The sequence below is a fragment of the Pseudomonas sp. MDT1-17 genome (assembly GCF_054898105.1).
This window is the reverse complement of the sequence record NZ_JBUBVM010000001.1, coordinates 306,637-331,708: the sequence shown is the minus strand read 5'-3', so window position 1 is coordinate 331,708 and position 25,072 is coordinate 306,637. Positions and strand designations below refer to the sequence as shown.

General features: G+C 59.4%; 23 protein-coding genes and 1 pseudogene. 10 read left to right on the top strand and 14 right to left on the bottom strand.

The window, feature by feature from the left end; genetic code table 11:
* Positions 1–93: 93 nt before the first annotated feature.
* Complete coding sequence (locus tag ACYZTX_RS01390) at positions 94–615, top strand: DUF3617 domain-containing protein (RefSeq protein ID WP_462032640.1); 522 nt, start codon at positions 94–96, stop codon at positions 613–615.
* A 39-nt stretch (positions 616–654) separates the two neighbouring features.
* Here the strand turns inward: ACYZTX_RS01390 and ACYZTX_RS01385 are convergent, their stop codons facing one another.
* From ACYZTX_RS01385 to folE2, 7 genes and pseudogenes are all read right to left on the bottom strand, one after another.
* Entirely contained in the window at positions 655–1,536 is an 882-nt protein-coding gene (locus tag ACYZTX_RS01385; RefSeq protein WP_462032639.1) for a His/Gly/Thr/Pro-type tRNA ligase C-terminal domain-containing protein, read from the bottom strand.
* Between the two features lie 17 nt (positions 1,537–1,553).
* A pseudogene (locus tag ACYZTX_RS01380) lies at positions 1,554–2,886 on the bottom strand (dihydroorotase).
* Between the two features lie 2 nt (positions 2,887–2,888).
* Complete coding sequence (locus ACYZTX_RS01375) at positions 2,889–3,449, bottom strand: gamma carbonic anhydrase family protein (protein WP_462032638.1); 561 nt, start codon at positions 3,447–3,449, stop codon at positions 2,889–2,891.
* Positions 3,446–4,321: a metal ABC transporter substrate-binding protein gene (locus ACYZTX_RS01370; RefSeq protein ID WP_462032637.1), complete on the bottom strand. Its 876-nt coding sequence runs from the start codon at positions 4,319–4,321 to the stop codon at positions 3,446–3,448. Before ACYZTX_RS01370 ends, ACYZTX_RS01375 begins: the two co-directional genes overlap by 4 nt.
* A gap of 11 nt (positions 4,322–4,332) precedes the next feature.
* Positions 4,333–5,199 (bottom strand): metal ABC transporter permease, encoded by an 867-nt coding sequence (locus tag ACYZTX_RS01365; RefSeq protein ID WP_462032636.1) that lies wholly within the window; start codon positions 5,197–5,199, stop codon positions 4,333–4,335.
* Complete coding sequence (locus ACYZTX_RS01360) at positions 5,199–5,867, bottom strand: metal ABC transporter ATP-binding protein (protein WP_462032635.1); 669 nt, start codon at positions 5,865–5,867, stop codon at positions 5,199–5,201. The genes ACYZTX_RS01365 and ACYZTX_RS01360 overlap by 1 nt, the downstream gene beginning before the upstream one ends.
* Positions 5,864–6,760 carry a GTP cyclohydrolase FolE2 gene (gene folE2, locus ACYZTX_RS01355; protein WP_462032634.1) on the bottom strand — a complete coding sequence of 299 codons (897 nt, stop codon included), beginning with the start codon at positions 6,758–6,760 and terminating at the stop codon, positions 5,864–5,866. The genes ACYZTX_RS01360 and folE2 overlap by 4 nt, the downstream gene beginning before the upstream one ends.
* Before the next feature lie 112 nt (positions 6,761–6,872).
* Between folE2 and zigA the strand changes: the two genes are divergently transcribed.
* Both zigA and ACYZTX_RS01345 read left to right on the top strand, forming a co-directional pair.
* Positions 6,873–8,081, top strand: a complete 1,209-nt coding sequence (gene zigA / locus ACYZTX_RS01350; RefSeq protein WP_462032633.1) for a zinc metallochaperone GTPase ZigA — start codon at positions 6,873–6,875, stop codon at positions 8,079–8,081.
* Entirely contained in the window at positions 8,081–8,731 is a 651-nt protein-coding gene (locus ACYZTX_RS01345) for a DUF1826 domain-containing protein (protein ID WP_462032632.1), read from the top strand. Before zigA ends, ACYZTX_RS01345 begins: the two co-directional genes overlap by 1 nt.
* A gap of 4 nt (positions 8,732–8,735) precedes the next feature.
* Here ACYZTX_RS01345 and ACYZTX_RS01340 read toward each other — a convergent pair whose 3' ends face one another.
* Positions 8,736–9,092 carry an NADH:ubiquinone oxidoreductase gene (locus tag ACYZTX_RS01340; protein WP_462032631.1) on the bottom strand — a complete coding sequence of 119 codons (357 nt, stop codon included), beginning with the start codon at positions 9,090–9,092 and terminating at the stop codon, positions 8,736–8,738.
* A 27-nt stretch (positions 9,093–9,119) separates the two neighbouring features.
* Between ACYZTX_RS01340 and ACYZTX_RS01335 the strand changes: the two genes are divergently transcribed.
* On the top strand, positions 9,120–10,091 hold the full coding sequence (locus tag ACYZTX_RS01335; protein ID WP_462032630.1) for a CobW family GTP-binding protein: 972 nt from the start codon (positions 9,120–9,122) through the stop codon (positions 10,089–10,091).
* 1 nt (position 10,092) lies between these two features.
* On the opposite strand, the gene ACYZTX_RS01330 is transcribed toward ACYZTX_RS01335, so the two are convergent.
* Positions 10,093–10,506 carry a DUF3301 domain-containing protein gene (locus ACYZTX_RS01330; RefSeq protein WP_462032629.1) on the bottom strand — a complete coding sequence of 138 codons (414 nt, stop codon included), beginning with the start codon at positions 10,504–10,506 and terminating at the stop codon, positions 10,093–10,095.
* A gap of 120 nt (positions 10,507–10,626) precedes the next feature.
* Between ACYZTX_RS01330 and pdxY the strand changes: the two genes are divergently transcribed.
* Positions 10,627–11,499, top strand: coding sequence for a pyridoxal kinase PdxY (gene pdxY / locus ACYZTX_RS01325; RefSeq protein WP_282382853.1), 873 nt, complete (start codon positions 10,627–10,629; stop codon positions 11,497–11,499).
* A gap of 145 nt (positions 11,500–11,644) precedes the next feature.
* Here the strand turns inward: pdxY and ACYZTX_RS01320 are convergent, their stop codons facing one another.
* The 4 genes from ACYZTX_RS01320 to uvrD all read right to left on the bottom strand — a co-directional run bounded on the left by ACYZTX_RS01320 (position 11,645) and on the right by uvrD (position 16,137).
* On the bottom strand, positions 11,645–12,127 hold the full coding sequence (locus tag ACYZTX_RS01320) for an acyl-CoA thioesterase (protein ID WP_461975589.1): 483 nt from the start codon (positions 12,125–12,127) through the stop codon (positions 11,645–11,647).
* Between the two features lie 184 nt (positions 12,128–12,311).
* Positions 12,312–12,719 carry an SMI1/KNR4 family protein gene (locus tag ACYZTX_RS01315; protein WP_149419544.1) on the bottom strand — a complete coding sequence of 136 codons (408 nt, stop codon included), beginning with the start codon at positions 12,717–12,719 and terminating at the stop codon, positions 12,312–12,314.
* Positions 12,720–12,855: 136 nt separating this feature from the next.
* A complete protein-coding gene (locus ACYZTX_RS01310) occupies positions 12,856–13,731 on the bottom strand; it encodes a Tim44 domain-containing protein (RefSeq protein WP_462032628.1) in 876 nt (291 codons plus the stop codon).
* A gap of 222 nt (positions 13,732–13,953) precedes the next feature.
* Positions 13,954–16,137, bottom strand: coding sequence for a DNA helicase II (uvrD, locus tag ACYZTX_RS01305; RefSeq protein WP_461975583.1), 2,184 nt, complete (start codon positions 16,135–16,137; stop codon positions 13,954–13,956).
* A gap of 258 nt (positions 16,138–16,395) precedes the next feature.
* On the opposite strand from uvrD, the gene ACYZTX_RS01300 reads away from it, so the two are divergent.
* The 3 genes from ACYZTX_RS01300 to ACYZTX_RS01290 all read left to right on the top strand — a co-directional run bounded on the left by ACYZTX_RS01300 (position 16,396) and on the right by ACYZTX_RS01290 (position 20,683).
* Complete coding sequence (locus tag ACYZTX_RS01300) at positions 16,396–19,269, top strand: EAL domain-containing protein (protein ID WP_462032627.1); 2,874 nt, start codon at positions 16,396–16,398, stop codon at positions 19,267–19,269.
* Positions 19,270–19,404: 135 nt separating this feature from the next.
* On the top strand, positions 19,405–20,271 hold the full coding sequence (gene hexR, locus ACYZTX_RS01295; protein WP_008156648.1) for a transcriptional regulator HexR: 867 nt from the start codon (positions 19,405–19,407) through the stop codon (positions 20,269–20,271).
* A 199-nt stretch (positions 20,272–20,470) separates the two neighbouring features.
* Positions 20,471–20,683, top strand: a complete 213-nt coding sequence (locus tag ACYZTX_RS01290) for a PA3496 family putative envelope integrity protein (protein WP_462032626.1) — start codon at positions 20,471–20,473, stop codon at positions 20,681–20,683.
* Here the strand turns inward: ACYZTX_RS01290 and ACYZTX_RS01285 are convergent.
* The gene (locus tag ACYZTX_RS01285) at positions 20,625–21,587 is read right to left on the bottom strand and encodes a LysR family transcriptional regulator (protein WP_462032625.1); all 963 of its coding nucleotides are present in this window, start codon (positions 21,585–21,587) and stop codon (positions 20,625–20,627) included. The two genes, ACYZTX_RS01290 and ACYZTX_RS01285, sit on opposite strands and share 59 nt — an antisense overlap.
* A gap of 190 nt (positions 21,588–21,777) precedes the next feature.
* Between ACYZTX_RS01285 and ACYZTX_RS01280 the strand changes: the two genes are divergently transcribed.
* Positions 21,778–23,193, top strand: coding sequence for an acetyl-CoA carboxylase biotin carboxylase subunit (locus ACYZTX_RS01280; protein ID WP_462032624.1), 1,416 nt, complete (start codon positions 21,778–21,780; stop codon positions 23,191–23,193).
* Between the two features lie 11 nt (positions 23,194–23,204).
* Positions 23,205–25,028, top strand: a complete 1,824-nt coding sequence (oadA, locus tag ACYZTX_RS01275; protein WP_462032623.1) for a sodium-extruding oxaloacetate decarboxylase subunit alpha — start codon at positions 23,205–23,207, stop codon at positions 25,026–25,028.
* Positions 25,029–25,072: the final 44 nt, after the last annotated feature.

The window sequence follows — 25,072 nt, the reverse complement described above, 5'->3', positions numbered from 1 at the left end:
CCATGTTCCGTGCAGAATGTCGCTATTTAATTGGCCCATGAACCGAAGCCACTGGCTGACGTCTAACGGCCACTACTGATCAGGAGTTACTCGATGAACGTTCGTCTTCTGGGTTTGGCCATGGCTGTTGGTTTGTCACTTCCTGTGGTCGCTCAGGCGCAGATGCTGCAGCCCGGCTTGTGGGAAATGACCACAAGCAACATGAAGGTCGATGACCAGAATCTCCCGGATTTGCAGCTGATCCTTGGCCAGATACAGAGCCAGATGACCCCTGAACAGCGCGCGCAGCTCGAAAAGCAGGGCATCACCATGGGCGGCAAAGGGATTCGGGCTTGTCTGACTCCGGAGCAGGTGAAGACAGACAATATTCCGCTGACCGATCCACAGTCGGGCTGCAAGCAGGAAATCACCGACCGCACCGGGAATCAGTGGAAATTCCGCTTCAGCTGTCCGAAAGCGCAGGGCACCGGTGTCGCCACTTTCCTCAGTGATCGTGAGTTCACCACCAAGGTAAATGGCACGTTCAACGCCACCGGCATTCAGCAGAAGGGCAGCCTCGATAGCCGCGCCGTGTGGTTGGGGCAGGATTGCGGGACGGTTAAGCCGAGAGCCTAAAAGCTTTGCGGGCAAATCGGATCGCCGCACCGCCCGCTCCTACAGGATTGTGTAGGAGCGGGTTTGACTCAACCATTCACACATGGCTTCGATCGCCATCCTGCCGAAATCCTCTCCTGTGCGACTTCGCACGCTGACAAACCCGCCGTCCTTTTCTTTCTCCCCGATCACCACCAGATACGGCACATGCTGACTGTGCTCGCGAATCTTGTGGCGGACTTTCTCGTGACGCAAATCCGCGCGGGCGCGCACGCCACTTCGGCGCAATGCCTCGGTCACCGATTGCGCGTAGTCCGCCTGACGTTCGTCCATGCTGACGATGATGACGTGTGGCGGCGTCCGCCAGTTTTCCAGCTCCTGTTGGCAGGGCCAGCACGTACCATAAATCCGCTGCTGCAACGTCCCACTGATGTGGTCGATGGTGAACGCTTGCAGCACTCTGGTGGCGGGGACATGCGGGCCCACTGTCGTCGATTCGAAGTTCCCCAGGCGATACAGCTGCGTCTTTCCTTGACGGCGAATCGAATGATTGGTCGCCGCCAGAGCCTGCATGCGCGCTTCGATCAGTGGCAAGTCTGTCTGCGTTAAAGATCGCTCGGCAGAAAACTCATAAAAGAACCCGTCCCCCAGCGCCATGCCTGCGTGCAACTGCACTTGTGGATAGAGTTGTTTGACGGCCATGGCGAGCATCAGTGCACAGGAGCGTCGCAGAATCTCCAGCCCATCGGGCTCTTGAGGCGTGACGATGCTGACACGGGCATCGGCCTCGATCATGAACTCACAGTCCACCAGCATGCCATCCACCCGACCCGCGACTGCCGCTTTCGCCAGCCCCGGTCCGATACTCGCGGCGAGCTCGTACACCGACAGTGGCTGGTCGTATTCGCGCAATGAACCATCGCTCAGGGTGATGTGAATCATGTCGGTGCTCTCGAGTGCTAGCGCATAAACCGTAGAGGAAAACCCTGACAGTTGTCATTAAGACGTTTGTCGTACCAGGCAATTTGCCCCGACACAATCGTGGTACTGACGCTGTGGCGAAAACGCTGTCGGGCGAAAGGTGTCCAGCCGCGACAGGATCGGCTGCTGGGAAACGGCGACACCGCCGGGTTCGGCTTTGATCAGAACGAGGTCGGCCCAATAGCCTTCGCGCAGATAACCGCGGTCGGGAATGGCGAACAGATCGGCGACGCGATGACTGGTCTTGGCCACGAGCGTGGTGATCGGCAGAATTTCATCCGCGACCAATTCCAGCAGCGCGGGCAGGGCGTGTTGCACCAACGGCAAGCCGGCAGGCGCCTGGTTGTACGGCCGCTGTTTTTCGGCCCAGGTGTGTGGCGCGTGATCACTGCCGATCACGTCGAGTCGATTGCTTAGCAATGCTTCGCGCAAGGCATAGCGGTCGGCCTGGGTTTTGATCGCAGGGTTGCACTTGATCAGATTGCCGAGGCTCGGGTAATCCCGATCATCGAACAGCAGGTGATGCAGGCAGACTTCGGCGGTGATGCGTTTCTGGTCCAGCGGCTTGTCTTCGAACAGCGCCAGTTCGCGGGCGGTGGTCAGGTGCAGAACATGCAGTCGGGTGCCGTGACGCCTGGCCAGGTCCACGGCCATTGAGGAGGAGCGAAAGCAGGCCTCGGCGTTGCGGCTCAGCGGGTGGGCCGCAGCTGGAATGTGTTCGCCGAACAAGTCACGCAGGTTCGCGGCATTGGCGTCGATGCTGGGCGTGTGTTCGCAGTGGGCCAACAGAATGGTTGGCACCTCGGCAAATAGCCGCTCGAGAATCCTTGGGTCATCGACCAGCATGTTGCCGGTCGAAGCGCCCATGAACACTTTGACGCCAGCGACTTCACAGGGATTGAGCTTGGCGACGGTGTCGAGATTGTCATTGCTCACGCCGAAATGAAAGGCGTAATTGGCGACAGAGTTGATCGCCGCACGCCGCTTTTTGTCAGCCAGTGCGCTGAGGGTCAGGGTCGCCGGATTTGTGTTGGGCATGTCCATGAAGCTGGTGATGCCGCCGGCAACCGCAGCCCGGGATTCGGTGTAGAAGCTGCCCTTGTCCGGCGAGCCAGGGTCGCGGAAGTGCACTTGGTCGTCGATCATGCCGGGCAGCAGCCATTGCCCTTGTGCATCGATTTCAACGTCGGCATTTTCACCGTGGATGCTGCTGGCGATCTTCACGATTCGACCGTTGCTCACCAACAGATCAGCGTCAAACTCGCGACCTTCATTCACCAGCCGGGCATTGCGAATCAGCACGCTGCTCATGGTCAGAACTCGTTCTGCAGGGCTTTGTAGCCGCGCACCAGGTCGACGTTGGTACGCGCTACGTCCTCGGAAAACTCCGAGGCGCTGACGCTCACCGGTGGGAACTGCGATAGATCTGTTTGCGGGCCGATGCGGGTGGTGGAGGGCACATAGAAGTCCTCAGGCAAATCGCGACCGTCGACCACCGAGTTGTGTCGCACCACGCAGCCGTCACCGACTGCGCAGTTGAACAGCACGCTGTTGAACCCGATAAACACCCGGTCGCCAACCTTGCACGGACCATGAACGATTGAGCGGTGGGCGATCGAACTGAACTCGCCGATAGTCACTGCCGCTCCGGACTTGGAATGGATCACCACGCCATCCTGGATGTTCGAGTTGGCGCCGATGGTGATCGGCTCCATCTCGCCCGAGGCATCCACCTCGTCGGCCCGAATCACCGCGTAGGGGCCGACGAAGACGTTTTCGCCGATCACCACTTTGCCGCAGACGATTGCGGTTTTATCCACGTAGGCGGATTCCGCTATCACGGGCAAATCACCCGAAGGGTTCTTGCGGATCATGGCTGCCTCAACGCGTCATACAGGGTGTTGAGGTTGTACTCGAACAACCCGACAAAAGTGCTGGCCGGACCGGTAGCCGCGAGGGCATCGGAGTACAGCGTGCCACCGATGTGCGCGCCGCTTTCATCGGCAATCTGCTTGAGCAAGCGTGCATCTTTGATGTTTTCCATGAACACCGCCTCGACCTTGGCCTGGCGTATCTGGGTGATCAGAGCAGCGACTTCGGCGGCGGACGGTTCGCGTTCAGTGGACAGGCCTTGAGGCGCCATGAAGTCGATGCCATAAGCCTGACCGAGATATCCGAAGGCGTCATGGGACGTGACGATTTTGCGATTACCCGGTGGTAGCGGGCCAAGTTTTGCCTTGGCTTCGGCAAGCAGCGCGTAGATCTGTTTCAGGTAGACCTGACTGTTGCGTTCGTAGTCAGCTTTGTGGGTCGGGTCGGCGGCAATCAGTGCCTTGGTGATGTTGCTGATGTACAGCTCAGCGTTCGCCAGGTTGTGCCAGGCGTGTGGGTCGGGCACCGTCTCGCCGTCCTCATCCAAGGAGCGCGGAATGACGCCAAGAGTCGCGTTGATCACAGGCGCTTGGGTTTCGGTGCTCGTCACCAGACGGTCCAGCCATGGCTCGAAACCCAGGCCGTTTTTAATGATCAACTTGGCTTTGAGCAACGCCTTGGCGTCGTCTGGAGTTGGCTCGTACGTGTGAGCATCGGCGTCCGGGCCGACCATGTTGGTGATCTGGATATGCTCGCCGCCGACTTGATGGGTCATGTCCGCGAGGATGCTGAAACTGGTGACTACCTGAAGTTTTTCCGCAGCAGACAGCGACATCGACAGCATCAAACTGAACAGCACGAGTAAAGCGCGCATCGGGAAACACCTCATTGGGATGTGAGCAAAGGTGGGCGGCGCAGCAAACCGTGCACCGGTCCGAACACCACGGACAGCAGATACACACCGCCGGCCACCAGCACGATCGCCGGTCCGCTGGGCAGTGAGTAGTAGAACGACAGCAATAAGCCGAGCCACACCGAGAGGCAGCCGAACAGGGCGGCAATGGCCATTAACGTCGGCAAGCGACGACTCCAGAAGCGAGAAGCGGCGGCGGGCAACATCATCAAGCCGACCACCATCAGCGCTCCAATGGCCTGGAAACCGATTACCAGGTTCAGCACCACCAACATCAGAAACACACCGTGGGCCAGTGGTCCGAGGCGGCTGACGGTTTGTAGAAAGAGTGGGTCGAGGGTGTCCAGTAACAGTGGTTTGTAGATGAATGCCATGGCAATCAGGCTGAAGCCGGAGACCCAAAACATGCCGATCAACGTCGGTCCATCGACCGCCAGCGCCGAGCCGAACAACAGGTGCAACAGGTCCAGGCGTTTGCCGGCGATGCCGAGGATCAGTACGCCACTGGCCAGTGAAATCGGGTAGATCGCGGCGAGGCTCGCGTCTTCCCGCAGGCCGGTGCGACGGGTGATCCAGGCGGCGAGTCCGGCCATGCTGAGGCCTGCGCCGAGCCCGCCGATGGTCAGTGCGGGGAGACTCAAACCTGCAAACCAGAATCCCAATGCGGCCCCCGGCAAGATACCGTGCGCCACCGCGTCACCGATCAGGCTCATGCGTCGCAGGATCAGAAACACACCGAGCGGTGCCGTACTGCACGCCAGGACCAATCCACCAAGCAGCGCCCTGCGCATGAACACGAACTCGTGGAACGGTTGCCAAAGATGAACGGCAGCGAGCATCAGGCCACCCGCGCTTGTGGTTGTTGATGGATGAGCTCAACGCTCGACCCGAGGACGCAGCCGGTGCTTTTGATCAGCAACGTCTGAGGAATGTGTTGGCAAATGGCGGCCAGGTCATGACACACGATCACCTGGGTTCGGCCTTCGGCATGCCAGGCGTGGATGTGTTTCCAGAGCAGTGCCTGGCCGAGTTCGTCGAGGGCGGCATGGGGTTCGTCGAGCAATAGCAATGGTGCATCCGCGAGGCTCAAACGGGCGAGCAGGGCACGCTGTAGTTCGCCGCCGGACAAGGCCATCAATGGGCGCTGCTCGAGTCCGGTCAGGCACCAGTTTTCCAGAATGGCTTTGAGGCGTTGGCTGCGAATCTCTGGAGACTGTGTGCTGCGCCAGAAACCGGCGGCCACTAACTCCTGCAAGCTGATGGGGAATTGGCGATCCAGGTGTTGTTGCTGTGGAAGGAACGAGAGGCCGCCCTTGAGTGGAACATCCAGTACGACTTTGCCGGTCAGCGGTTTTTGTAAACCCGCGATAACTTTCAGCAGGCTGCTTTTACCCGAGCCATTGGCACCGATTACAGCGGTCAAGCTGCCCTTGGGCAATTCGAAATCTACGGGTGGCGTGAGCGGTTGACCGGGTGCGCCCCATTGCAAGGCTTGGCAATGAATCATGTGGCCTCCCAATTCCAGCGGCTTTCGGCAACCGCGTCGTGTGCGTGGAGGCTTTCGGCGTGGACGACTCGTAGGTGGAAGGCGTTGATGCCGGGGGAGCGTTTCAGGGCCAGGTTCAAACGTCGTGCGGCGTCTTCGCAGAACATCAGGTTCTGACCGTTTGCCAGGGCGAAGGCTTGTTCGTCGGCGCGTTTTACGGCGGTTTGTACGGCGGTACCGAGGGCCGCTTCCGCGTCGTTGATGATTGCGATCAGCGGCAAGTCATCCAGATAGTCATCCAGTCGAAGCCGCAATTTCGCATTGCTCCGTTGGCTGTGAGGCGTTGCGATGATGCCTTTTGTGGAGCCGAGCCAAGTCAATACATCGGCGTGTTGCAGCGGCTTATTGGCGAAGTCTTCGACGAATTGCTGCTGAATCAACTGCCGGGAAAGCGCTGCGGAACACGGGCAGGTCGAGGAATAAGGCACGGCGATTTTTAGTTCCACGTGGAACATCGTGTTTTCCAAACAAGCTTCGATGCTCACTGGGTACGATTTCCAGCCGGCCAATGGACTGATGAGTGCCGGTCTTTTGAGCAGTAAATCGGTGTGAATTTTTAAATACGCGCTGGTCGACAGTCCTTCATGAGTGTCGAGAAAACGTTGCAAAACTCGCCGCAACAAGGCGGGTGTCAGGTTTTCTTGCTCGAGCACTTCCAGCGCCAAATACAGCCGCGACATATGAATCCCGCGCGCCTCGCCATCATCGAGGTTAACGCCCGCGTCGACTTTCGCACTCAGTCGTTGGCCGTCGAATAAAACAGGAAGAGCAATGCCGCACATGCCCACCCAGTCCAGTGGCAGGGCTTGGCGTGAGGCCTGCGCGGCAATGTCCGGCAGAGTCAGCGCATTCATAAGCAGGTCCATCGTGGGAGTCGATTTTGTATGTTATGTTATTACATTGAAATCAACCATGCCTTTTTTATAGCCCGACATTGCGACCGGGCATCCCTGTGAGGAATACCTGATGCCCAATCGTCTCCCCGTGACCGTTCTGTCGGGCTTTCTCGGCGCTGGAAAAAGCACGCTGCTCAACTACGTGCTGCGCAATCGCGACAACCTGCGCGTTGCCGTGATCGTCAATGATATGAGCGAAATCAACATCGATGGCAGCGACGTCCAGCGCAATGTCACCCTGAATCGTGCGCAAGAAAAAGTTGTGGAGATGAGCAATGGCTGCATCTGCTGCACCTTGCGCGAAGACTTGCTGGAAGAGGTGAGCAAACTCGCCAAAGAGGGTCGCTTTGATTATTTGCTGATCGAATCCACCGGTATTTCCGAGCCGCTGCCCGTAGCGGAAACCTTCACCTTCCGGGATGAAGAAGGGCAGAGCCTGGCGGATATCGCCCGACTCGACACCATGGTCACGGTCGTTGATGGCATGAATTTCCTGCTCGACTATCAGGCCGCCGAAAGCCTCGCCTCTCGTGGCGAAACGCTGGGCGAGGAGGACGAACGCTCGATTACCGACCTGTTGATTGAGCAGATCGAATTCGCCGACGTGATTCTGATCAGCAAGATCGACTTGATCAGCAGCAGTGAACGCCAGGAGTTGATTGCGATCCTTGAGCGGCTCAATGCCCAGGCAGAAATCATTCCGATGGTCATGGGCGAACTTCCCTTGGAGAAGATTCTGAATACCGGACGTTTCGACTTCGACAAGGCCGCTCAGGCGCCAGGTTGGTTACAGGAAATGCGCGGCGAGCATGTGCCCGAAACCGACGAATACGGCATCGCTTCGACGGCCTACCGAGCACGCCGACCGTTTCACCCTCAGCGCTTTTTCAGTTTTATCGATCGCCCGTGGGTGAACGGCAAACTGCTGCGCTCCAAAGGGTTTTTCTGGCTGGCCAGCAAACACATGGACGCCGGTAGCTGGTCACAGGCCGGCGGTTTGATGCGCCATGGTTTCGCCGGACGCTGGTGGCGTTTCGTGCCGAAACCTCAGTGGCCGCAGGACGAAGAAAGCACAGCCGGGATCATGGAAAACTGGACCGCAGCCACCGGCGATTGCCGTCAGGAACTGGTGTTCATCGGTCAGAACATCGACTTCGCGCAACTCACCACCGAACTCGACAATTGCCTGCTGACCGACGATGAAATGGCGTTGGGTGTCGAGGGCTGGCGATTACTGCCAGATCCATTTGGCCCGTGGCGTGAAGAGGCGGCAGCCTGATGTTGGCACCCCGTCCGACAGCGCGGCCGTTCATTCATCAGGTTCAAGGTGAGACGCCGCAAGCGCTAACCCGAATACTTGATGACGGCGTAAATCTCGCCGTTTGGCAGCGCCAACTGCCGGCACAGCTCTTTGATTTCGGGAGTTTGCTGCTGTCCCTGAACGAGCCGCTGGCCGAGTCGCTGGTTTTGGACCTGCCCAGCGATGACACTGAACCCAATCTTCACGGATTGGCCTCAGGTTTCAGTGACCTCGAAGGTTACGAGGGTTTCGTCGCCGACGTCTCCTGGCTGGTCAGTGCTTTCGCCTGTTTGCTGGGCGCCAAGCGTATCGGCCTGCGCCTGCGGGTTCTGGACAAGGCCATGTGCCCGCGTTTCCACGTCGATCATGTGCCGGTGCGGTTGATTACCACCTATGCCGGGATTGGCAGCCAGTGGTTGAAAGAAGGCGTGATGGATCGCCGTCAATTGAGCAAGCCTGAGGCCGAGCCTCAGGACGGTCCGCTGATCGAGCAGATCGCCAGCGGCGACGTCGCGCTGCTCAAAGGGGAGAAATGGCACGGCAACGAAGGCTTCGGCCTAATCCACCGTTCGCCACAGCTTGCGTCCGGTGAGCGGCGGTTGATTCTGACGCTCGACTGGCTTGCCTAGCGCTTCAAGGCTTGAGCCAGGTTCCCTGGCTCTGGGCTTCGCAAAACGGCTTTAAATACGCCGCATCCGTGGCTACGCCGTAATAGTGAATATCCTGCCGGTAAGGCATATTGGCGACTTGGGCGTTGCTGCACACGCCGAATGCGCCGGTGGGGCATTGATCGACGTACTGCACCTCGACTTTCTGTCCCGGAAGGTTAGGTTGGCAGAAACCATCGGCGAACAGCTTTTCCGGGATGTTGCGGTTCTGCTGGCAGACCTTTACGTCGAGTCGCGCACCCGTACTATGTACCATGCAAGCCTGGGCCAGGACTTCGCCTGAAGTGAGCGCCACGAGCAACGACAAGCCCATCAACCGCATCCTCTACCTCCTCAGAAAGCATCGACCATGTTGCAGAATATTCCCACTCACGTCATTGCTGGCCCGTTGGGTGCCGGCAAGACCAGCCTGATCAAGAATCTGCTGATGCAGCGGCCGGTCGGTGAGCGCTGGGCAGTGCTGATCAACGAGTTCGGCCAGATCGGCCTCGACGCTGCGTTGCTGACCCAGGACGCCGATGGTATCGCACTGGGTGAAGTGGCCGGGGGCTGTTTGTGTTGCGTCAACGGTGCACCTTTTCAGATCGGTCTCGGGCGTTTGCTGCGCAAGGCGCGCCCGGATCGGTTATTCATCGAACCTTCCGGGCTGGGTCATCCGGCGCAGTTGCTCAGGCAATTGAGTGAGGCTCCGTGGCAAGGCGTGCTGGCAGTTCAGCCTTGTGTGCTGGTATTGGATGCCCAGGCACTCGCCGCTGGCAAACCACTGCCCGAGGCGCAACAGGAGGCGTTGAGCAGCGCTGGTTTGTTGTTGCTGAACAAAGCGGAAGGTCTCGACGTCCATGATCGCCAGCGAATCGCCGCGCAGCTGCCTTCTCGGCCTCTGTATTGGACACAGCAAGCCCTCTTGCCGTTGAGCGAATTACCGGGGCTTTGGGTTCAGGCTGTGGCGGGTGTGGATAACTTCATCGCGCCCAAAGGATTGGCACAGATGCCGGCCATTTGGACGGATCTCGCACTGCCAATTTGCTTGAGTCAGGAACAGGAGGGCGGCTGGAGCGTCGGCTGGCGGTGGCATCCGAGTCAGACATTCGATGCGGCGCGCGTTGGCCAGTGGCTTGAAAGCCTTGTCTGGCGGCGGGCGAAGCTGGTTATCCACAGCGTCGACGATTGGGTTTCAGCGAATGCACTGGAAAACTCGGTGCTGGACTGGCAGCCCAGCGAATGGCGGCGTGACTCGCGTATCGAGCTGATTTTCAGTGAACCGCAGGATGTTGATTCGTTGCAAAGTGATCTAGCCGGCTGCCGAGTGAGCCCGACTTAAATCAAGGACGCCATTTAGTGTGTTCTTGCCGCCACTGGCTCAGCTCGATCACCTCAGCGCGCGGCTTCACGACATCGGCCACCGCAGGCGTTTCGTCGAACGGCATCGGGTAGGGCGCCAGCTCAATCTGTGCAGTGTGGGCACCGAATTGGGTGATGGTGCCGTTGTGACGGGTTTCACCGGTTACGGTGAATTCGAAGTTATACACACGGGCGAGACGCCGCCGGTCGTTGGCGTCTTTGATGAATGCGATCTTTTTCAATGCCACATTGCCGTCGAGCAGCTCGATTCCGAGTTTTGCGCAATGCTGATTGACCCGCTCCAGCGCACGCTCGCGCATGCCATGGTTGTGCCACAACCACGCGCCACCGGTGGCAAGCAGCATCAGGACGAAGATATTTCCAAGGGTCAGCATTAACTGGTTGCTCCAACAAGATAGTGTCAGCTTAACTGCGTCGCCGGTCTGTCGTACAGGCTGTGTTTAGTCGCATACTGCGCGGCTTGAATTTCAATCGGTTTACGGAAAACTCACCGCATGAAACGTACGCCCCATCTGCTCGCCATCCAGTCCCACGTGGTGTTCGGCCACGCCGGCAACAGCGCCGCGGTTTTCCCGATGCAGCGGGTCGGGGTGAATGTCTGGCCGCTCAATACCGTGCAGTTCTCCAACCACACCCAGTACGGCCAGTGGGCCGGTGAAGTGCTGGCGCCGCATCAGATTCCCGAGCTGGTCGAAGGCATCGCGGCGATTGGCGAGCTGGGCAACTGCGACGCCGTGTTGTCCGGGTATCTCGGCAGTGCGGCCCAGGGCCGGGCGATCCTGACGGGCGTGGCGCGGATCAAGTCGATGAATCCCAAGGCGCTGTATCTGTGTGACCCAGTGATGGGCCATCCGGAGAAGGGTTGCAGCGTTCCCGCGGAAGTCAGCGATTTCTTGCTGGAGGAAGCGGCTGCGGTGGCGGACTTCATGTGCCCGAACCAGCTGGAACTGGACAGCTTTTCGGGGCGCAGGCCGCAATCGTTGTTCGATTGCCTGGCCATGGCGCGAGCGCTGTTGGCGCGCGGTCCCAAGGCTGTGTTGGTCAAGCATCTGGACTATCCCGGTAAGCCGGCGGATGTTTTCGAGATGCTGCTGGTGACGGCCGAAGGCAGCTGGCATCTGCGTCGTCCCATGCTGGCATTTCCGCGTCAGCCAGTGGGCGTTGGCGATCTGACATCCGGGCTGTTTCTGGCTCGTGTGCTGTTGGGCGATAGCCTGGTGGCGGCTTTCGAGTTTGCAGCGTCGGCGGTGCATGAAGTGCTGTTGGAAACCCAGGCCTGCGCCAGCTATGAGCTGGAATTGGTACGGGCTCAGGACCGGATTGCTCATCCACGGGTGCGGTTCGAGGCGACGGCGATCAGCCTTTGAACCGCGTTGGCCCCATTCGCGAGCAAGCCCGCTCCCACACTGGATCTTTGTCGTACACAAAATATGTGTTCACTAAAGATCAACTGTGGGAGCGGGCTTGCTCGCGAAGACTATCTGAAGAACACCATCAGTCCGCCTGACCTGCTCAGGCGTCGTCCTTGATTTCCTGATAACGCTTTTCCAGTTCCTGACGAATCTGCCGACGTTGCTGGGCCTGCATGAAGCGGCGTTTGTCTTCGCTGTTCTGCGGTTGCAGTGGCGGGACCGCAGTCGGTTTGCGGTCGTCATCCACTGCGACCATGGTGAAGAAGCAGCTGTTGGTGTGGCGCACCGAGCGCTCACGGATGTTCTCGGTCACCACCTTGATGCCCACCTCCATGGAGGTGTTGCCGGTGTAATTGACCGAGGCCAGAAAGGTCACCAGTTCGCCGACATGAATCGGCTCGCGGAAAATCACCTGGTCCACCGACAGGGTCACCACGTAGCGGCCGGCATAACGGCTGGCGCAGGCGTACGCCACTTCGTCGAGGTATTTGAGCAAGGTACCGCCGTGGACATTGCCAGAAAAGTTGGCCATGTCGGGGGTCATCAATACCGTCATCGACAGTTGTGCGTTTCCGGGTTCCATAGCGTTCTCACGGTTCAAGGCAGAATTTCGGGAGGGCGGCACCTCTGCGGGGGCCTCGTCAGCTTTTCATACCAACAGTTATCGGGACGCCGGGCGGGTGGCTGCCGTCACGCTCGGATCGATCTGTTTTCCGGACAACCACAAGGATTCGTTCGGGCATTGACCACGCGGCGCGTCAGGTGGATCAACTTTCCAGCCAGACATCCCGCGCCCAGTGCCATACCGATTCCCAGGTTTCTTCGGCAACCAGCTCTTCTTCGGCCAACCACAGCACCACGGTGCCGTCTTCTTCGACCAGGTAGTAGTTGTCACCGTCCTGGCAGATCGGAATCATGCTGCGATCAACACCCGCATCCCAGGCATTGGCGGCAACGTCCGGCAGGTAGGTGTGGGATTGCGGGTCGGTAACGGTCACCGGCTCCAGGCTGCCGTAGACGACGTCGCTGACGGTCAGCAAAAATTCTCTGAAGACAAACGGAATGTCGATGAACAACTGTTCTTCGATTTCCACCAGTTGATCTTCGTCGGGCAACTCCAAGGGGACCGGTACCGGTTCGTTGGCTTCACGCAGTTGTTCGATGATTTCTTCCACGTCCGGGATCCTCTTGCTTGATGGCGCGGTTTAGTTGGGGCGGTTTATACAGTAGCTCGCTATAGATGCAACCGCGAAATAGAAAACCCCAGCCGAGGCTGGGGTTTTCATTACAGCATGCTTAACGCAGGAAGGATCAGCCGTTCTGGCGGATACCGGCGACCAGCCAAGGCTGGTTCTCGCCCTGCGGACGTTCCATGTTCCAGCTTTCGCTGAACACTTCGCCCTGGTCAAAGCGCGAGGTCTTCGACACACCGCTGAAGGTCAGGGTGGCGATGGTCTTGTCGGCGCGATCATCCACGCCGTCCAGTTGTACATTGAGGTTATCAATGTAGGTGGCCTGGAAACCGTCGCCCAGGTCGGCACGTTCGCGCTTGAGGAACTCCAGGAGCTGTGGGGTCACGAACTCGGAGATCTTGTCCATTTCATTGGCGTCCCAATGCTGTTGCAGGGACTGGAAGTGGTTGCGGGCCGCTTCAATGAAATTCTTTTCATTGAACCAGGCCGGAGCATTGATCACCGGACGAGCGGCAACAGGTGCAGCCGAGCCGCCGAAGATCGAACCCATGGCTGTTGGCTTCTGCTCGAACACTTCACGCTGCATCGGCGCGCCAGCTGGAGACAGATGCTCCTGTTGCTTGCGACGACGAGCGGCGATGAAGCGGAAGACCAGGAAGGCGATGACGGCCATGATCAGGATGTCGAAGATCTGCATGCCCTGGAAGCCGTCGCCCATGAACATGGAGGCCAGCAGGCCACCGGCCGCGATACCGGCCAGAGGGCCGAGCCAGCGAGAAGCACCGCCGGCCTTGGCGGCAGCGCCAGCGGCACCGGCCGCGCCGGCAGTAGCAGCAGCGCCACCTGCGGCAGAAGAGGGAGCCATTTGGCTGGTCTGGTGAGTCGGCGCAGCGCCGGAGCTCTTGCCGCCACCAAAGCGCTTGGCGGCATTGGCGTCGAGGCTCATCGTCAGGCCAATGCACAACGCCATGGCGATGCTAAGAAAACGTTTCATAAAGGGAATTCCCATTTGTGGAAGGCACGCGCGCCATGTTGCACAGCTGAAGTGTTACTGGCTAGCGGCAGAGTGTTTCGGGCTTTTGCCTGACAGGTTCCGTTCAGCTTCAGTCAGCGCAATAAGGCCTGTTAACTTTGGTCTGTAGGATTCGGGATTTAGTTCGGTAGGAATGAAATCCTGTGGGAGCGGGCTTGCTCCCACATTGGACCTCTGTGGGCTTTAGATCGCTTCCAGCTTCGCATAACCCAGCATCAGCCACTTGCTGCCTTCACCGAAGTTCACCTGCACCCGAGCCTGTGCACCGGCACCTTCGAAGTTCAGGATCACGCCATCACCGAACACCGAATGCCGTACCGCTTGGCCGAGGCTGAATCCGGTATCCGGGATCTCGCTACCGCCAAACAGGCTGCTGGAGCTCTGTTGCTGGCCGCCGCCGAACGGACGGCTGACGCTGTTGGACAGCCGCACTTCCTGGATCAGACCTTTCGGTACTTCACGTACGAAACGCGACACCTTGTTGTAGGTCTCGCTTCCATACAGGCGTCGGGTTTCAGCATAGGTCATCACCAGGTTCTGCATGGCCCGGGTGATGCCGACGTAGGCCAGACGGCGTTCCTCTTCAAGGCGGCCAGGTTCTTCGAGGCTCATCTTGTGCGGGAACAGGCCTTCTTCCATGCCCACCAGGAACACGTAAGGGAATTCCAGGCCCTTGGCGCTGTGCAAGGTCATTAACTGAATGCTGTCTTCGTGCTCGTCGGCCTGAGTATCCCCGGCCTCCAGCGACGCATGTCCGAGGAACGCCGCCAATGGCGTCAGATCTTCGTCTTCTTCAGCATTTTCGAAGTTGCGTGCGGCGCTGACCAGTTCCTCAAGGTTTTCTACCCGGGCCTGGCCTTTCTCGCCTTTTTCCGCTTCGTGATAGGCAATCAGCCCGGATTGCTCGATGACGGTCTGGGTCATCAGGTGCAGCGGCATGTCCATGCACTTGGCGGCGAGGTTCTCGATCAGCTCGATAAACGCCCCGAGCGCGCCAGCTGCACGACCGGTCAGGCCTTTATTGGCGACCAGCAGGCGCATGGCTTCCCACATCGACACATCGCTGTGACGGGCATGGTCGCGAATCGCTTCAACGGTTTTTTCGCCAATGCCACGGGCCGGAACGTTGATCACCCGCTCCAGCGCCGCATCGTTGCCACGACCTTCGAGCAAACGCAGGTAAGCCATAGCGTTCTTGATTTCTGCCCGCTCGAAGAAGCGCTGACCGCCATAGATGCGGTACGGAATGCGCTCGCGCAGCAAAGCTTCTTCCAAAACGCGCGATTGGGCGTTGGAGCGGTACAAAATCGCGATATCGCTGCGGGCCAAGCCTGTTTTCAGCGCACTTTCGATGGTTTCTACCACGTAGCGTGCTTCGTCGTGCTCGTTGAATGCGGCGTACAGGTTGATCGCTTCGCCTTCGCCGCCGTCGGTCCACAGCTCTTTGCCCATGCGTCCGGTGTTGTTGGCGATCAGGGCGTTGGCGGCCTTGAGGATGCCAGCGGTGGAGCGGTAGTTCTGCTCCAGACGAATGGTCTCGGCATCCGGGAAGTCGTCGGAGTACTGATAGATGTTCTCGATTTTTGCGCCACGCCAGCCGTAAATCGACTGGTCGTCGTCGCCGACCACCATCAGGCTGTCGCCGCCCTTGGCCAGCAAACGCAACCAGGCGTACTGCACGGCGTTGGTGTCCTGGAACTCGTCCACCAGAATGTGCCGGAAGCGCTTTTGATAGTGCGCCAGCAGACCCGGGTGATCACGCCACAGATCGAGGGCGCGCAGCAGCAGTTCGGAAAAGTCGATCACGCCGGCGCGCAGGCACGCGGCCTCATAGGCTTCATAAATGCTGCGCATGGTCGCCAGGAACAGGTCGCCGCTGGCTTGAATGTGCTGTGGACGCAGACCTTCGTCTTTTTGCCCGTTGATGAACCACTGGGCCTGCCGGACCGGCCAGCGTTGCTCGTCCAGGCCCAGCTCGCGGATCACCCGCTTGACCAGCCGTTGCTGGTCGTCGCTGTCGAGAATCTGGAAAGTCTGGCTCAGGCCGGCTTCCTGCCAGTGCGCACGCAACAAGCGGTGCGCCAAGCCGTGGAAGGTACCGACCCACATGCCGGCCGGGTTGATACCCATCAGCTGCTCGATGCGATGACGCATCTCGGCAGCGGCCTTATTGGTGAAGGTCACCGACAGGATCGAGTGGGGCGAGGCGTTTTCGACCTGGATCAACCAGGCGATACGGTGCACCAGCACTCGGGTTTTACCGGAACCAGCACCGGCCAGGACCAACTGACGACCCACGGAGGCAGCTACGGCCTGGCGTTGGGCATCGTTGAGGGAGTTCAGCAGAAGGGAGAGATCATCGCGCATCGGGGCATTCTAGGGTGCGCGGTCACACCGGGCAAACCGAGCTTTACATTAGCCGATGAAAGAAGCACGGATGACGACCGGTCGGTCATTGGCTGCAGGCGTTGGCGGGGCTCGCTCCAAGCCTTTTCCGCGGCTAAGAAGGGGGGCAGTTTTTGTCGATTTTATGATCTGGGGCAGTTTGGTCCGGGCAGTTGCTTGTGTATGCTCCGTCGACGTTTCGGGCTCATGCTCATCATTATAAGAACAAGAACATTGCCTATGACCCTCAGCACCGACCTGTCGGGCCCCGTTGTGGAGCCCCGGGTTATCCGCAAACAGTACGCCATGGAAATGGCGGTCGAACGCACGCGTCTGCTTTATCAGGGCTCGTTGCTGCCCACGTTATTCATGTTGATCAATGGTCTGGTCTGCGCTGGCTTGCTTTGGAGTCCGCAGCGCTACTTCCTGGTCAGCGTCTGGCTGGTGTGGCTGTTGTCGCTGGTGGCGTTGCGGGTGATTCAAGTCGCGGCCTTCGATTCGGCGATACCCAACCGTCAGGCCCATCCGATCTGGCGCCGCATGTTTTTGCTGGGTTCGGCCATGACCGGCCTGACCCTGGCCGGTGCCGGCATTGCCCTGGTACCTGCTGACAATTTCATGCAGCAAGCCTGGGTGTTCGGCCTGATCGGCGCAGCGGCCCTTTCGGCCAGTGTTGCCTACGCGGTCAGCCTGCCGGCGTTCCTTTCCTTTACCTTGCCCTGTTTGTTGCCGGCCATCGGCTATCTGTTCTGGGGCGGCGATGAACAAGGTCAGGGATGGGGCTGGTTCGGGCTGATTTTACTGGGCGCGCTGAGTGTGGTCGCCTGGCAGGTCAATCGGCTCATCGATAGCGGGCTGTTGCGACGCTTCCAGAATCAGGCATTGATCGAGCATTTGCAGCAGGCCCAAAGTTGCAGTGGCCAGCTTAATAACAAATTGGCCAAGGAAATCGACCAACGCCGTCGTGCCGAAGACGAACTGCGGCAAATTCAGGTCGAGCTGGAAAGCCGCGTCGCCCAGCGCAGCCTGGAGCTGGACGCCGCCAACCAGGCCCTGAGCAAGAGTGAGGCGCGTCTGGCGCTGGCGTTGAAGGCCAGTGAGTTGGGCTTGTGGGACTGGAACCTGCAAACCGACGAGGTCCATCACACCCACCTTCAAGAGCTGTTCGGCCTGGAGCCGGAACTCGTGACGGCGATGCTCCGCCACCTCAAGCCGCGACTGCACCCCGATGACTTGCCGTCACTGAAGCGCGCGCTGGTCGAGCATTTGAAGGGACGCAGCGAGGATTACCAAATCGAGTACCGCGTGCGCCACGGCGATGGCCATTGGGTCTGGATCGAGGACCGTGGCCGAGCCGTTGAGCGCGGCGAAAATGGTCGAGTGACGCGCATGGTCGGCACCCGTCGCGACATCAGCGTCAGCAAAAGTCTGGAAGAGCAGCGGCAATTGGCCGCGACAGTGTTCGAGGCCGCCAGTGAAGGAATTGTGATTTTTGATCCGAATTACGCGCTGATTGCGGTCAATCAGGCCTTCAGCCGAGTGACCGGCTACGACATTGAAGACATGATCGGACGCAACGTGGTCGAGTTGCCATGCAGTCGCGATGCCCGCCGGCACTACACGGTGATTCATCAGGCGCTGGAGCGGTACGGCAGTTGGCAGGGCGAGCTGGTAGAAACCCGCAAGAATGGCGAGGTGTATCCGCAATGGTTGCAACTCAATGCTGTGCGCGATGCTCGGGGAAATGTGAGCCATATCGTGGGCTTCTTCGCCGATTTATCGGCGCGCCGCGAATCCGAAGAGCGCATGCGCTACCTGACTCATTACGACGAATTGACGGGGCTGGCTAACCGTTCACTGTTCCGCGAACGGCTAAGCGAGGCCCATCAGCGAGTGCGCCAGGGCGGCCACCGCAATCTGGCGTTGCTGCATATCAATCTGGATCGTTTCAAGCTGCTCAACGACAGCCTTGGCCATGAAATCGCCGACCAGCTCTTGCAGAAAATGGCCCGGCGGATGATCAATGCGTTGCCTGAGGCGGACACCATTGCCCGCTTATCCGGCGATGAGTTTGGCGTGTTGTTCAATGCCTACGGCAACCTGTCGAGTCTGGCGCGGGTGGCGACCCGACTGTCGACCAAGCTGCGTTTGCCGATCACTGTCGATGGCCATGAACTGGTGATTAGCGCGTCCATGGGCATCAGCATGTTGCCGGACAACGCGCGTGAAATTTCCGCGCTGGTCAGTCAGTCGAATATGGCAATGGAGCACGCCAAGCACCTTGGCGGAAATAACTTCCAGTTCTACACCGACAGCCTGCAAGCCAGTACGTTGGAGCGCTTGCAGCTGGAAAATCAGCTGCGTAAAGCCATCGAAGAGAAGCAGTTGAAGGTGTTTTACCAGCCGAAGCTGTGCCTCGCCACGGGGCGGCTGAATGCCGCCGAGGCGCTGGTGCGCTGGGATCACCCGACCATGGGGCGCGTGCCGCCGGGGGACTTCATCGGCCTGGCCGAGGAGACCGGGTTGATCAGCCCGATCGGCGAGTTCGTGTTGCGTCAGGCCTGCTGGCAAGCCTGTGAGTGGCAGCGTCAGGGGCTCGCGCCGATTCGGGTGTCGGTCAATCTGTCGGTGCATCAGTTGCGTCAGGGCAAGCTGGTCAGCCTTGTCCGCCAGGTGTTGGAAGAAACCGGCCTGGCGCCGCACTACCTTGAGTTGGAGCTCACCGAAAGTCAGTTGCTCGACAGCGTCGAGCACATCATCGCGACCTTCCAGCAATTGCGTGATTTGGGGGTTAAGTTGGCGATAGATGACTTCGGCACCGGGTATTCGTCCCTGAGTTACCTCAAGCGCATCCCGGTGGATTACGTGAAGATCGATCAGGCATTTATCCGCGGTCTGGGGGAGGGCAGCGAGGATGCGGCGATTACCCGGGCGATCATTGCCATGGCGCACGGCTTGTCGTTGAAAGTAGTGGCTGAAGGGGTGGAGCGGCCGGAGCAGCTTGAGTTCTTAAAAACCGAGCACTGCGATGAAGTGCAAGGCTATTTGATCAGTCGTCCGGTCGAGGCCGATGGCCTGGCCGAGCTGTTGCGTGCGGACGCGAAACCCTTGTAGGGGCTACATGGAGCGCATGTGGCGTGAAATGGGGACATTGAGTTACGCATTGAGCAGGCAAAAAGCCGATTCTTGTAGTATAACTACAAGCGCGCTACATCCCCGGCACCTGCCAATAACAAAGAGTCCAGCCCTTTGAATCTGCTGCAACACATCGCCCAGTCACGCCACCTCTTACGCAAGTCGGAGCTCAAGGTCGCCGACCACGTGCTGCTTGATCCTGCGGCGGTGATGCACAGCTCGATGGCCGATCTGGCCCACAACGTTGGCATCAGCGAACCGACCATCGTGCGATTTTGCCGCGCTATCGGTTGTTCCGGTTTCCAGGATTTGAAGCTAAAGCTGGCGCAGAGTCTTGCTGCCGGCGCGAGCTTCGGCCAGTTCGCGATCCATGAAGACGATTCGGTTGCTGACTACAGCCTGAAAATTTTCGACACCACGCTGCACACGTTGATGGAGGTTCGCGAGAAGCTCGATCCGGTGGAGTTGCAGCGGGCTGTGTCGCTCATGTCTCAGGCCCAGCGGGTCGAGTTTTATGGCTTTGGTGCTTCGGGTGCAGTGGCGGCCGATGCCCAGCACAAGTTCTTCCGTTTGTTGCTGACTGCGGCGGCGTATTCCGACCCGCACATGCAGGCGATGTCGGCGGTCACGTTGAAACCGACCGACGTGGCGATCTGTATTTCCCAGTCCGGGCGTTCCAAAGACCTGTTGATCACTGCCAATCTGGTGCGCGAAAGCGGCGCTTCGCTGATCACCTTGTGCCCGAGCCAGACGCCGTTGGCTGAGCTGTCGACCGTCAACCTGGCGATCGATGTGCACGAAGACACCGAGATCTATACGCCGCTGACCTCGCGCATCGCTCACCTGGTGGTGATCGATGTGCTGGCCATGGGCGTGGCCATGGCGCGCGGGCCGAGCCTGGTCAATCACCTCAAGAGCGTCAAGCGCAGCCTTCGCAGCTTGCGGCTGTCGCCTAAATCGGTAAAAGCGCTGGACGACTGACGTCGTCGTAAGGTCGTTCCGACCTTAATCGCGAGCAGGCTCGCTCCCACACTTGACCGCGATTTAATGTGGGAGCGAGCCTGCTCGCGATGGCGTCCTCGAATACGGCAACATTCATCTCCCTGTAACCCACCCGCCGCCAAACCGTCATCCCCAATGCCCATCCTGTAACTCCCGTAATCGCCTTGGGAGACTCGAAATGGCCCAGCCCTACGAAGAACGCAACAGCGCCGTCAGAACCCGTCGTCAGCAGGAAGACCAGCGCCGCATGGAATTTCGCCGCGCTATCGAAGATCGCTGCGAGCGCCGCCAGCTTCTGGCCGAGATCGGCGATTTTCCTAACGATCTGGAACTCAACTACTGGCAGGCCGCACCGGTAACGTCCCGTCGAAACGTTCAACCAGCGCGCTGATCTGCACCCGCTCGCTGCGAATAAACGCAAGGAACGCGTGCGCCACCGGTGACAGCCGTTTCGCTTTGGCCTGCACCAGGCACCAGCTGCGGTACAGCGGCAGTTCTTCGATCGGCAGCTCGATGAGTGCGCCGGTCGCCAACTCAAGGTTCAGGGCGTGGCGCGTCAATAGCGCCAAGCCCAGTCCTGCCAGTACGCATTCACGCTGGGCTTCGGCCGATGCCACCTCTTGGGTCTGCGTGAAGTGCACGCGCTTTTCCTTGAAATACTCCTCGCACGCCAGCCGCGTACCGGAGCCCGGTTCGCGCAGTAGCAGCGTGTAGGGCTCAAGATCCTGCAAGCGCAGCGGCCCCATATGGGACAGTGGATGATCCGGCGGCGCCACGGCCACGATTGGATTGTTGAGAAACGGCAGAAACTCCAGCCCCATGTCTTGCGGCACCATCGACATGATCACCAAATCATCGCGGTTGTCCGAAAGGCGTCGAATCACTTGTCCGCGGTTAACCACCGTCAGGTGCAGGTTCACTTCCGGATGCTGGCGTTTGAACGCGGCAAACAGATGCGGCACGAAATACTTGGCGCTGGATTCGACCGCCAGTTTCAGCTGACCTTGCAGCGATCCCTGCATGTCCGAAAGCTGCATGTCGAGGTTTTCCAGGCGTCCGAAAATATCCCGGCTGGCGCGCTGAAGGGCTTCAGCTGCCTCGGTCATGTAGAGCTTTTTACCGACGTAGTCGAACAAAGGTTGACCAATCAGCTCCTCAAGTTGACGAATCTGCAGGCTCACGGCAGGTTGAGTGAGCGACATTTCGTCGGCCGCGCGGCTGTAAGACCTCAAATCACAGACTTCATTGAAGATCTGTAATTGACGCAATGTCATACGCATCAAGGACTTACGCATTTTATAGGCGCTCTCACCGCAGGCTGATGCTTCAACTATAAGTCTTTACTTATGCCTGACCCAATAATTATTCATTTTTGTTAATCCCTTGCGGGGGCTAGTGTGGGGCTGCGACTGAATCGAAACATTTGGTCACGCGTCGACCTGGGCTACCAGGTCGTGGGTACCACCGGCTCAAGGGAACCTCCAAGTGATAAAAAAGATCCTGATCGCCAACCGTGGTGAGATTGCCGTACGAATCGTGCGTGCCTGCGCCGAGATGGGCATTCGCTCGGTCGCGATCTATTCCGACGCCGACCGCCATGCCTTGCATGTGAAGCGTGCGGACGAGGCCCACAGCATCGGTGCCGAGCCACTGGCCGGTTACTTGAATGCGCGCAAGCTGGTGAACCTGGCTGTCGAAACCGGTTGTGATGCGTTGCATCCCGGCTACGGATTCCTCTCGGAAAACGCTGAACTGGCCGACATCTGCGCCGAGCGCGGCATCAAATTCATCGGTCCATCGGCTGAAGTGATTCGCCGCATGGGCGACAAGACTGAAGCACGTCGCAGCATGATCAAGGCGGGCGTGCCGGTCACGCCGGGCACCGAAGGTAACGTCGCGGACATCGCCGAAGCCTTGGTCGAAGGCGACCGTATCGGCTATCCGGTGATGCTCAAGGCCACCTCCGGTGGTGGTGGTCGTGGTATCCGCCGCTGCGACAGCCGCGAAGAACTCGAACAGGCTTTCCCCCGCGTGATCTCCGAAGCCACCAAGGCCTTCGGTTCCGCGGAAGTGTTCCTGGAAAAATGCATCGTTAATCCGAAACACATCGAAGCGCAGATCCTCGGCGACAGCTTTGGCAACGTGGTGCACCTGTTCGAGCGCGACTGCTCGATCCAGCGCCGCAACCAGAAGCTCATCGAAATTGCCCCGAGCCCGCAACTGACCCCGGAACAACGCGCCTACATCGGCGACTTGTCGGTGCGTGCGGCCAAGGCTGTGGGTTACGAGAACGCCGGCACCGTGGAGTTCCTGCTCGCCGAGGGCGAGGTTTACTTCATGGAGATGAACACCCGGGTGCAGGTGGAACACACCATCACCGAAGAAATCACCGGCATCGACATCGTTCGCGAGCAGATTCGCATCGCGTCCGGCCTGCCGCTTTCGGTGAAACAGGAAGACATCCAGCACCGCGGTTTCGCGCTGCAATTCCGGATCAACGCCGAAGACCCGAAAAACAACTTCCTGCCGAGCTTCGGCAAGATCACCCGTTATTACGCGCCCGGCGGCCCCGGCGTGCGCACCGACACGGCGATCTACACCGGCTACACCATTCCGCCGTACTACGACTCCATGTGCCTGAAACTGGTGGTATGGGCGTTGACCTGGGAAGAGGCGATGGACCGTGGCTTGCGCGCCCTGGACGACATGCGTCTGCAAGGGGTCAAGACCACCGCCGCGTATTACCAGGAAATCCTGCGTAACCCGGAATTCCGTAGCGGCCAGTTCAACACCAGCTTCGTTGAAAGCCACCCTGAGCTGACCAACTACTCGATCAAGCGCAAACCCGAAGAGCTGGCCCTGGCCATCGCCGCCGCCATCGCCGCCCACGCAGGCCTGTGAGGAATATTCCAATGACTAACTCTTTACCTACAAAGCGTATCCACGTTACCGACACAATCCTGCGCGACGCCCACCAATCGCTGCTTGCCACCCGCATGCGCACCGAAGACATGCTGCCGATCTGCGACAAGCTCGACAAAGTCGGCTACTGGTCGCTGGAATGCTGGGGCGGCGCGACCTTCGACGCCTGCGTCCGCTTCCTCAAAGAAGACCCGTGGGAGCGCCTGCGCCAACTGCGCGCCGCGTTGCCTAACACTCGCCTGCAGATGCTCCTGCGTGGCCAGAACCTGCTGGGCTACCGCCACTACAGCGACGACGTGGTCAGAGCTTTCGTCGCCAAGGCGGCGGTCAACGGCATCGACGTGTTCCGCATCTTCGACGCCATGAACGACGTACGTAACCTGCGCGTCGCTATCGAAGCAGTAAAAGCGGCCGGCAAACACGCCCAAGGCACCATCGCCTACACCACCAGCCCGGTGCACACCATCGACGCGTTCGTGGCCCAAGCCAAACAAATGGAAGCCATGGGTTGCGACTCTGTGGCGATCAAGGACATGGCCGGCCTGCTGACCCCGTATGCCACGGGCGAATTGGTCAAGGCTCTGAAAAGCGAGCAGTCGCTGCCAGTGTTCATTCACTCGCACGATACCGCTGGCATGGCAACGATGTGCCAACTCAAGGCCATCGAGAACGGCGCCGATCACATCGACACCGCGATCTCCAGCTTCGCTTCAGGCACCAGTCACCCAGGCACTGAGTCGATGGTTGCCGCCCTTAAAGGCAGCGAGTTCGACACCGGCCTGAACCTGGAACTGCTGCAAGAGATTGGCTTGTACTTCTACGCCGTGCGCAAGAAGTACCACCAGTTCGAAAGCGAGTTCACCGCCGTCGATACCCGCGTTCAAGTCAACCAGGTCCCGGGCGGGATGATTTCCAACCTGGCCAACCAGTTGAAAGAGCAGGGCGCTCTGAACCGCATGGCCGAAGTGATGGCCGAAATCCCGCGCGTTCGTGAAGACCTCGGCTTCCCTCCTCTGGTGACCCCGACCTCGCAGATCGTCGGCACCCAGGCGTTCTTCAACGTACTGGCCGGTGAGCGCTACAAGACCATCACCAACGAAGTGAAGCTTTACCTGCAGGGCGGCTACGGCAAGGCGCCGGGCACTGTGAACGAAAAACTGCGTCGCCAGGCCATCGGCAGCGAAGAAGTGATCGACGTGCGCCCGGCCGACTTGCTCAAGCCGGAAATGACCAAACTGCGTGCCGAAATCGGCACCGTGGCCAAGTCTGAAGAAGACGTGCTGACCTACGCCATGTTCCCGGACATCGGTCGCAAGTTCCTCGAAGAGCGCGCCGCCGGCACTCTGGCCCCAGAAGTGCTGCTACCGATTCCTGAAGCCGGAGGCGTGACCTCGGCCGGTGGCGAAGGCGTGCCGACCGAGTTCGTCATTGACGTCCACGGCGAAACCTACCGCGTCGACATCACGGGTGTCGGCGTCAAGGCTGAAGGCAAGCGTCACTTCTACCTGTCTATCGACGGCATGCCGGAAGAAGTGGTGTTCGAACCGCTCAACGAATTCGTCAGCGGCGGCAGCAGCAAGCGCAAGCAAGCCACTGCACCGGGCCACGTCAGCACCGCCATGCCGGGCAACATCGTCGACGTGCTGGTCAAGGAAGGCGACACCGTGAAAGCCGGCCAGGCCGTGCTGATCACCGAAGCGATGAAGATGGAAACTGAAGTCCAATCGGCCATCGCCGGCAAAGTCACCGCCATCCACGTGGCCAAGGGCGACCGGGTGAACCCGGGCGAAATCCTGATCGAGATCGAAGGCTGAGTTAACAGCCTCGATCCACCGCTTTAAACCTCGGGGGGGCATGT

Coding starts and splice junctions, on each gene's coding strand:
- ACYZTX_RS01390 (WP_462032640.1), top strand. CDS start 94: ATGAACGTTCGTCTTCTGGGTTTGGCCATGGCTGTTGGTTTGTCACTT.
- ACYZTX_RS01385 (WP_462032639.1), bottom strand. CDS start 1,536: ATGATTCACATCACCCTGAGCGATGGTTCATTGCGCGAATACGACCAG.
- ACYZTX_RS01375 (WP_462032638.1), bottom strand. CDS start 3,449: ATGATCCGCAAGAACCCTTCGGGTGATTTGCCCGTGATAGCGGAATCC.
- ACYZTX_RS01370 (WP_462032637.1), bottom strand. CDS start 4,321: ATGCGCGCTTTACTCGTGCTGTTCAGTTTGATGCTGTCGATGTCGCTG.
- ACYZTX_RS01365 (WP_462032636.1), bottom strand. CDS start 5,199: ATGCTCGCTGCCGTTCATCTTTGGCAACCGTTCCACGAGTTCGTGTTC.
- ACYZTX_RS01360 (WP_462032635.1), bottom strand. CDS start 5,867: ATGATTCATTGCCAAGCCTTGCAATGGGGCGCACCCGGTCAACCGCTC.
- folE2 (WP_462032634.1), bottom strand. CDS start 6,760: ATGAATGCGCTGACTCTGCCGGACATTGCCGCGCAGGCCTCACGCCAA.
- zigA (WP_462032633.1), top strand. CDS start 6,873: ATGCCCAATCGTCTCCCCGTGACCGTTCTGTCGGGCTTTCTCGGCGCT.
- ACYZTX_RS01345 (WP_462032632.1), top strand. CDS start 8,081: ATGTTGGCACCCCGTCCGACAGCGCGGCCGTTCATTCATCAGGTTCAA.
- ACYZTX_RS01340 (WP_462032631.1), bottom strand. CDS start 9,092: ATGCGGTTGATGGGCTTGTCGTTGCTCGTGGCGCTCACTTCAGGCGAA.
- ACYZTX_RS01335 (WP_462032630.1), top strand. CDS start 9,120: ATGTTGCAGAATATTCCCACTCACGTCATTGCTGGCCCGTTGGGTGCC.
- ACYZTX_RS01330 (WP_462032629.1), bottom strand. CDS start 10,506: ATGCTGACCCTTGGAAATATCTTCGTCCTGATGCTGCTTGCCACCGGT.
- pdxY (WP_282382853.1), top strand. CDS start 10,627: ATGAAACGTACGCCCCATCTGCTCGCCATCCAGTCCCACGTGGTGTTC.
- ACYZTX_RS01320 (WP_461975589.1), bottom strand. CDS start 12,127: ATGGAACCCGGAAACGCACAACTGTCGATGACGGTATTGATGACCCCC.
- ACYZTX_RS01310 (WP_462032628.1), bottom strand. CDS start 13,731: ATGAAACGTTTTCTTAGCATCGCCATGGCGTTGTGCATTGGCCTGACG.
- uvrD (WP_461975583.1), bottom strand. CDS start 16,137: ATGCGCGATGATCTCTCCCTTCTGCTGAACTCCCTCAACGATGCCCAA.
- ACYZTX_RS01300 (WP_462032627.1), top strand. CDS start 16,396: ATGACCCTCAGCACCGACCTGTCGGGCCCCGTTGTGGAGCCCCGGGTT.
- ACYZTX_RS01290 (WP_462032626.1), top strand. CDS start 20,471: ATGGCCCAGCCCTACGAAGAACGCAACAGCGCCGTCAGAACCCGTCGT.
- ACYZTX_RS01285 (WP_462032625.1), bottom strand. CDS start 21,587: ATGCGTAAGTCCTTGATGCGTATGACATTGCGTCAATTACAGATCTTC.
- oadA (WP_462032623.1), top strand. CDS start 23,205: ATGACTAACTCTTTACCTACAAAGCGTATCCACGTTACCGACACAATC.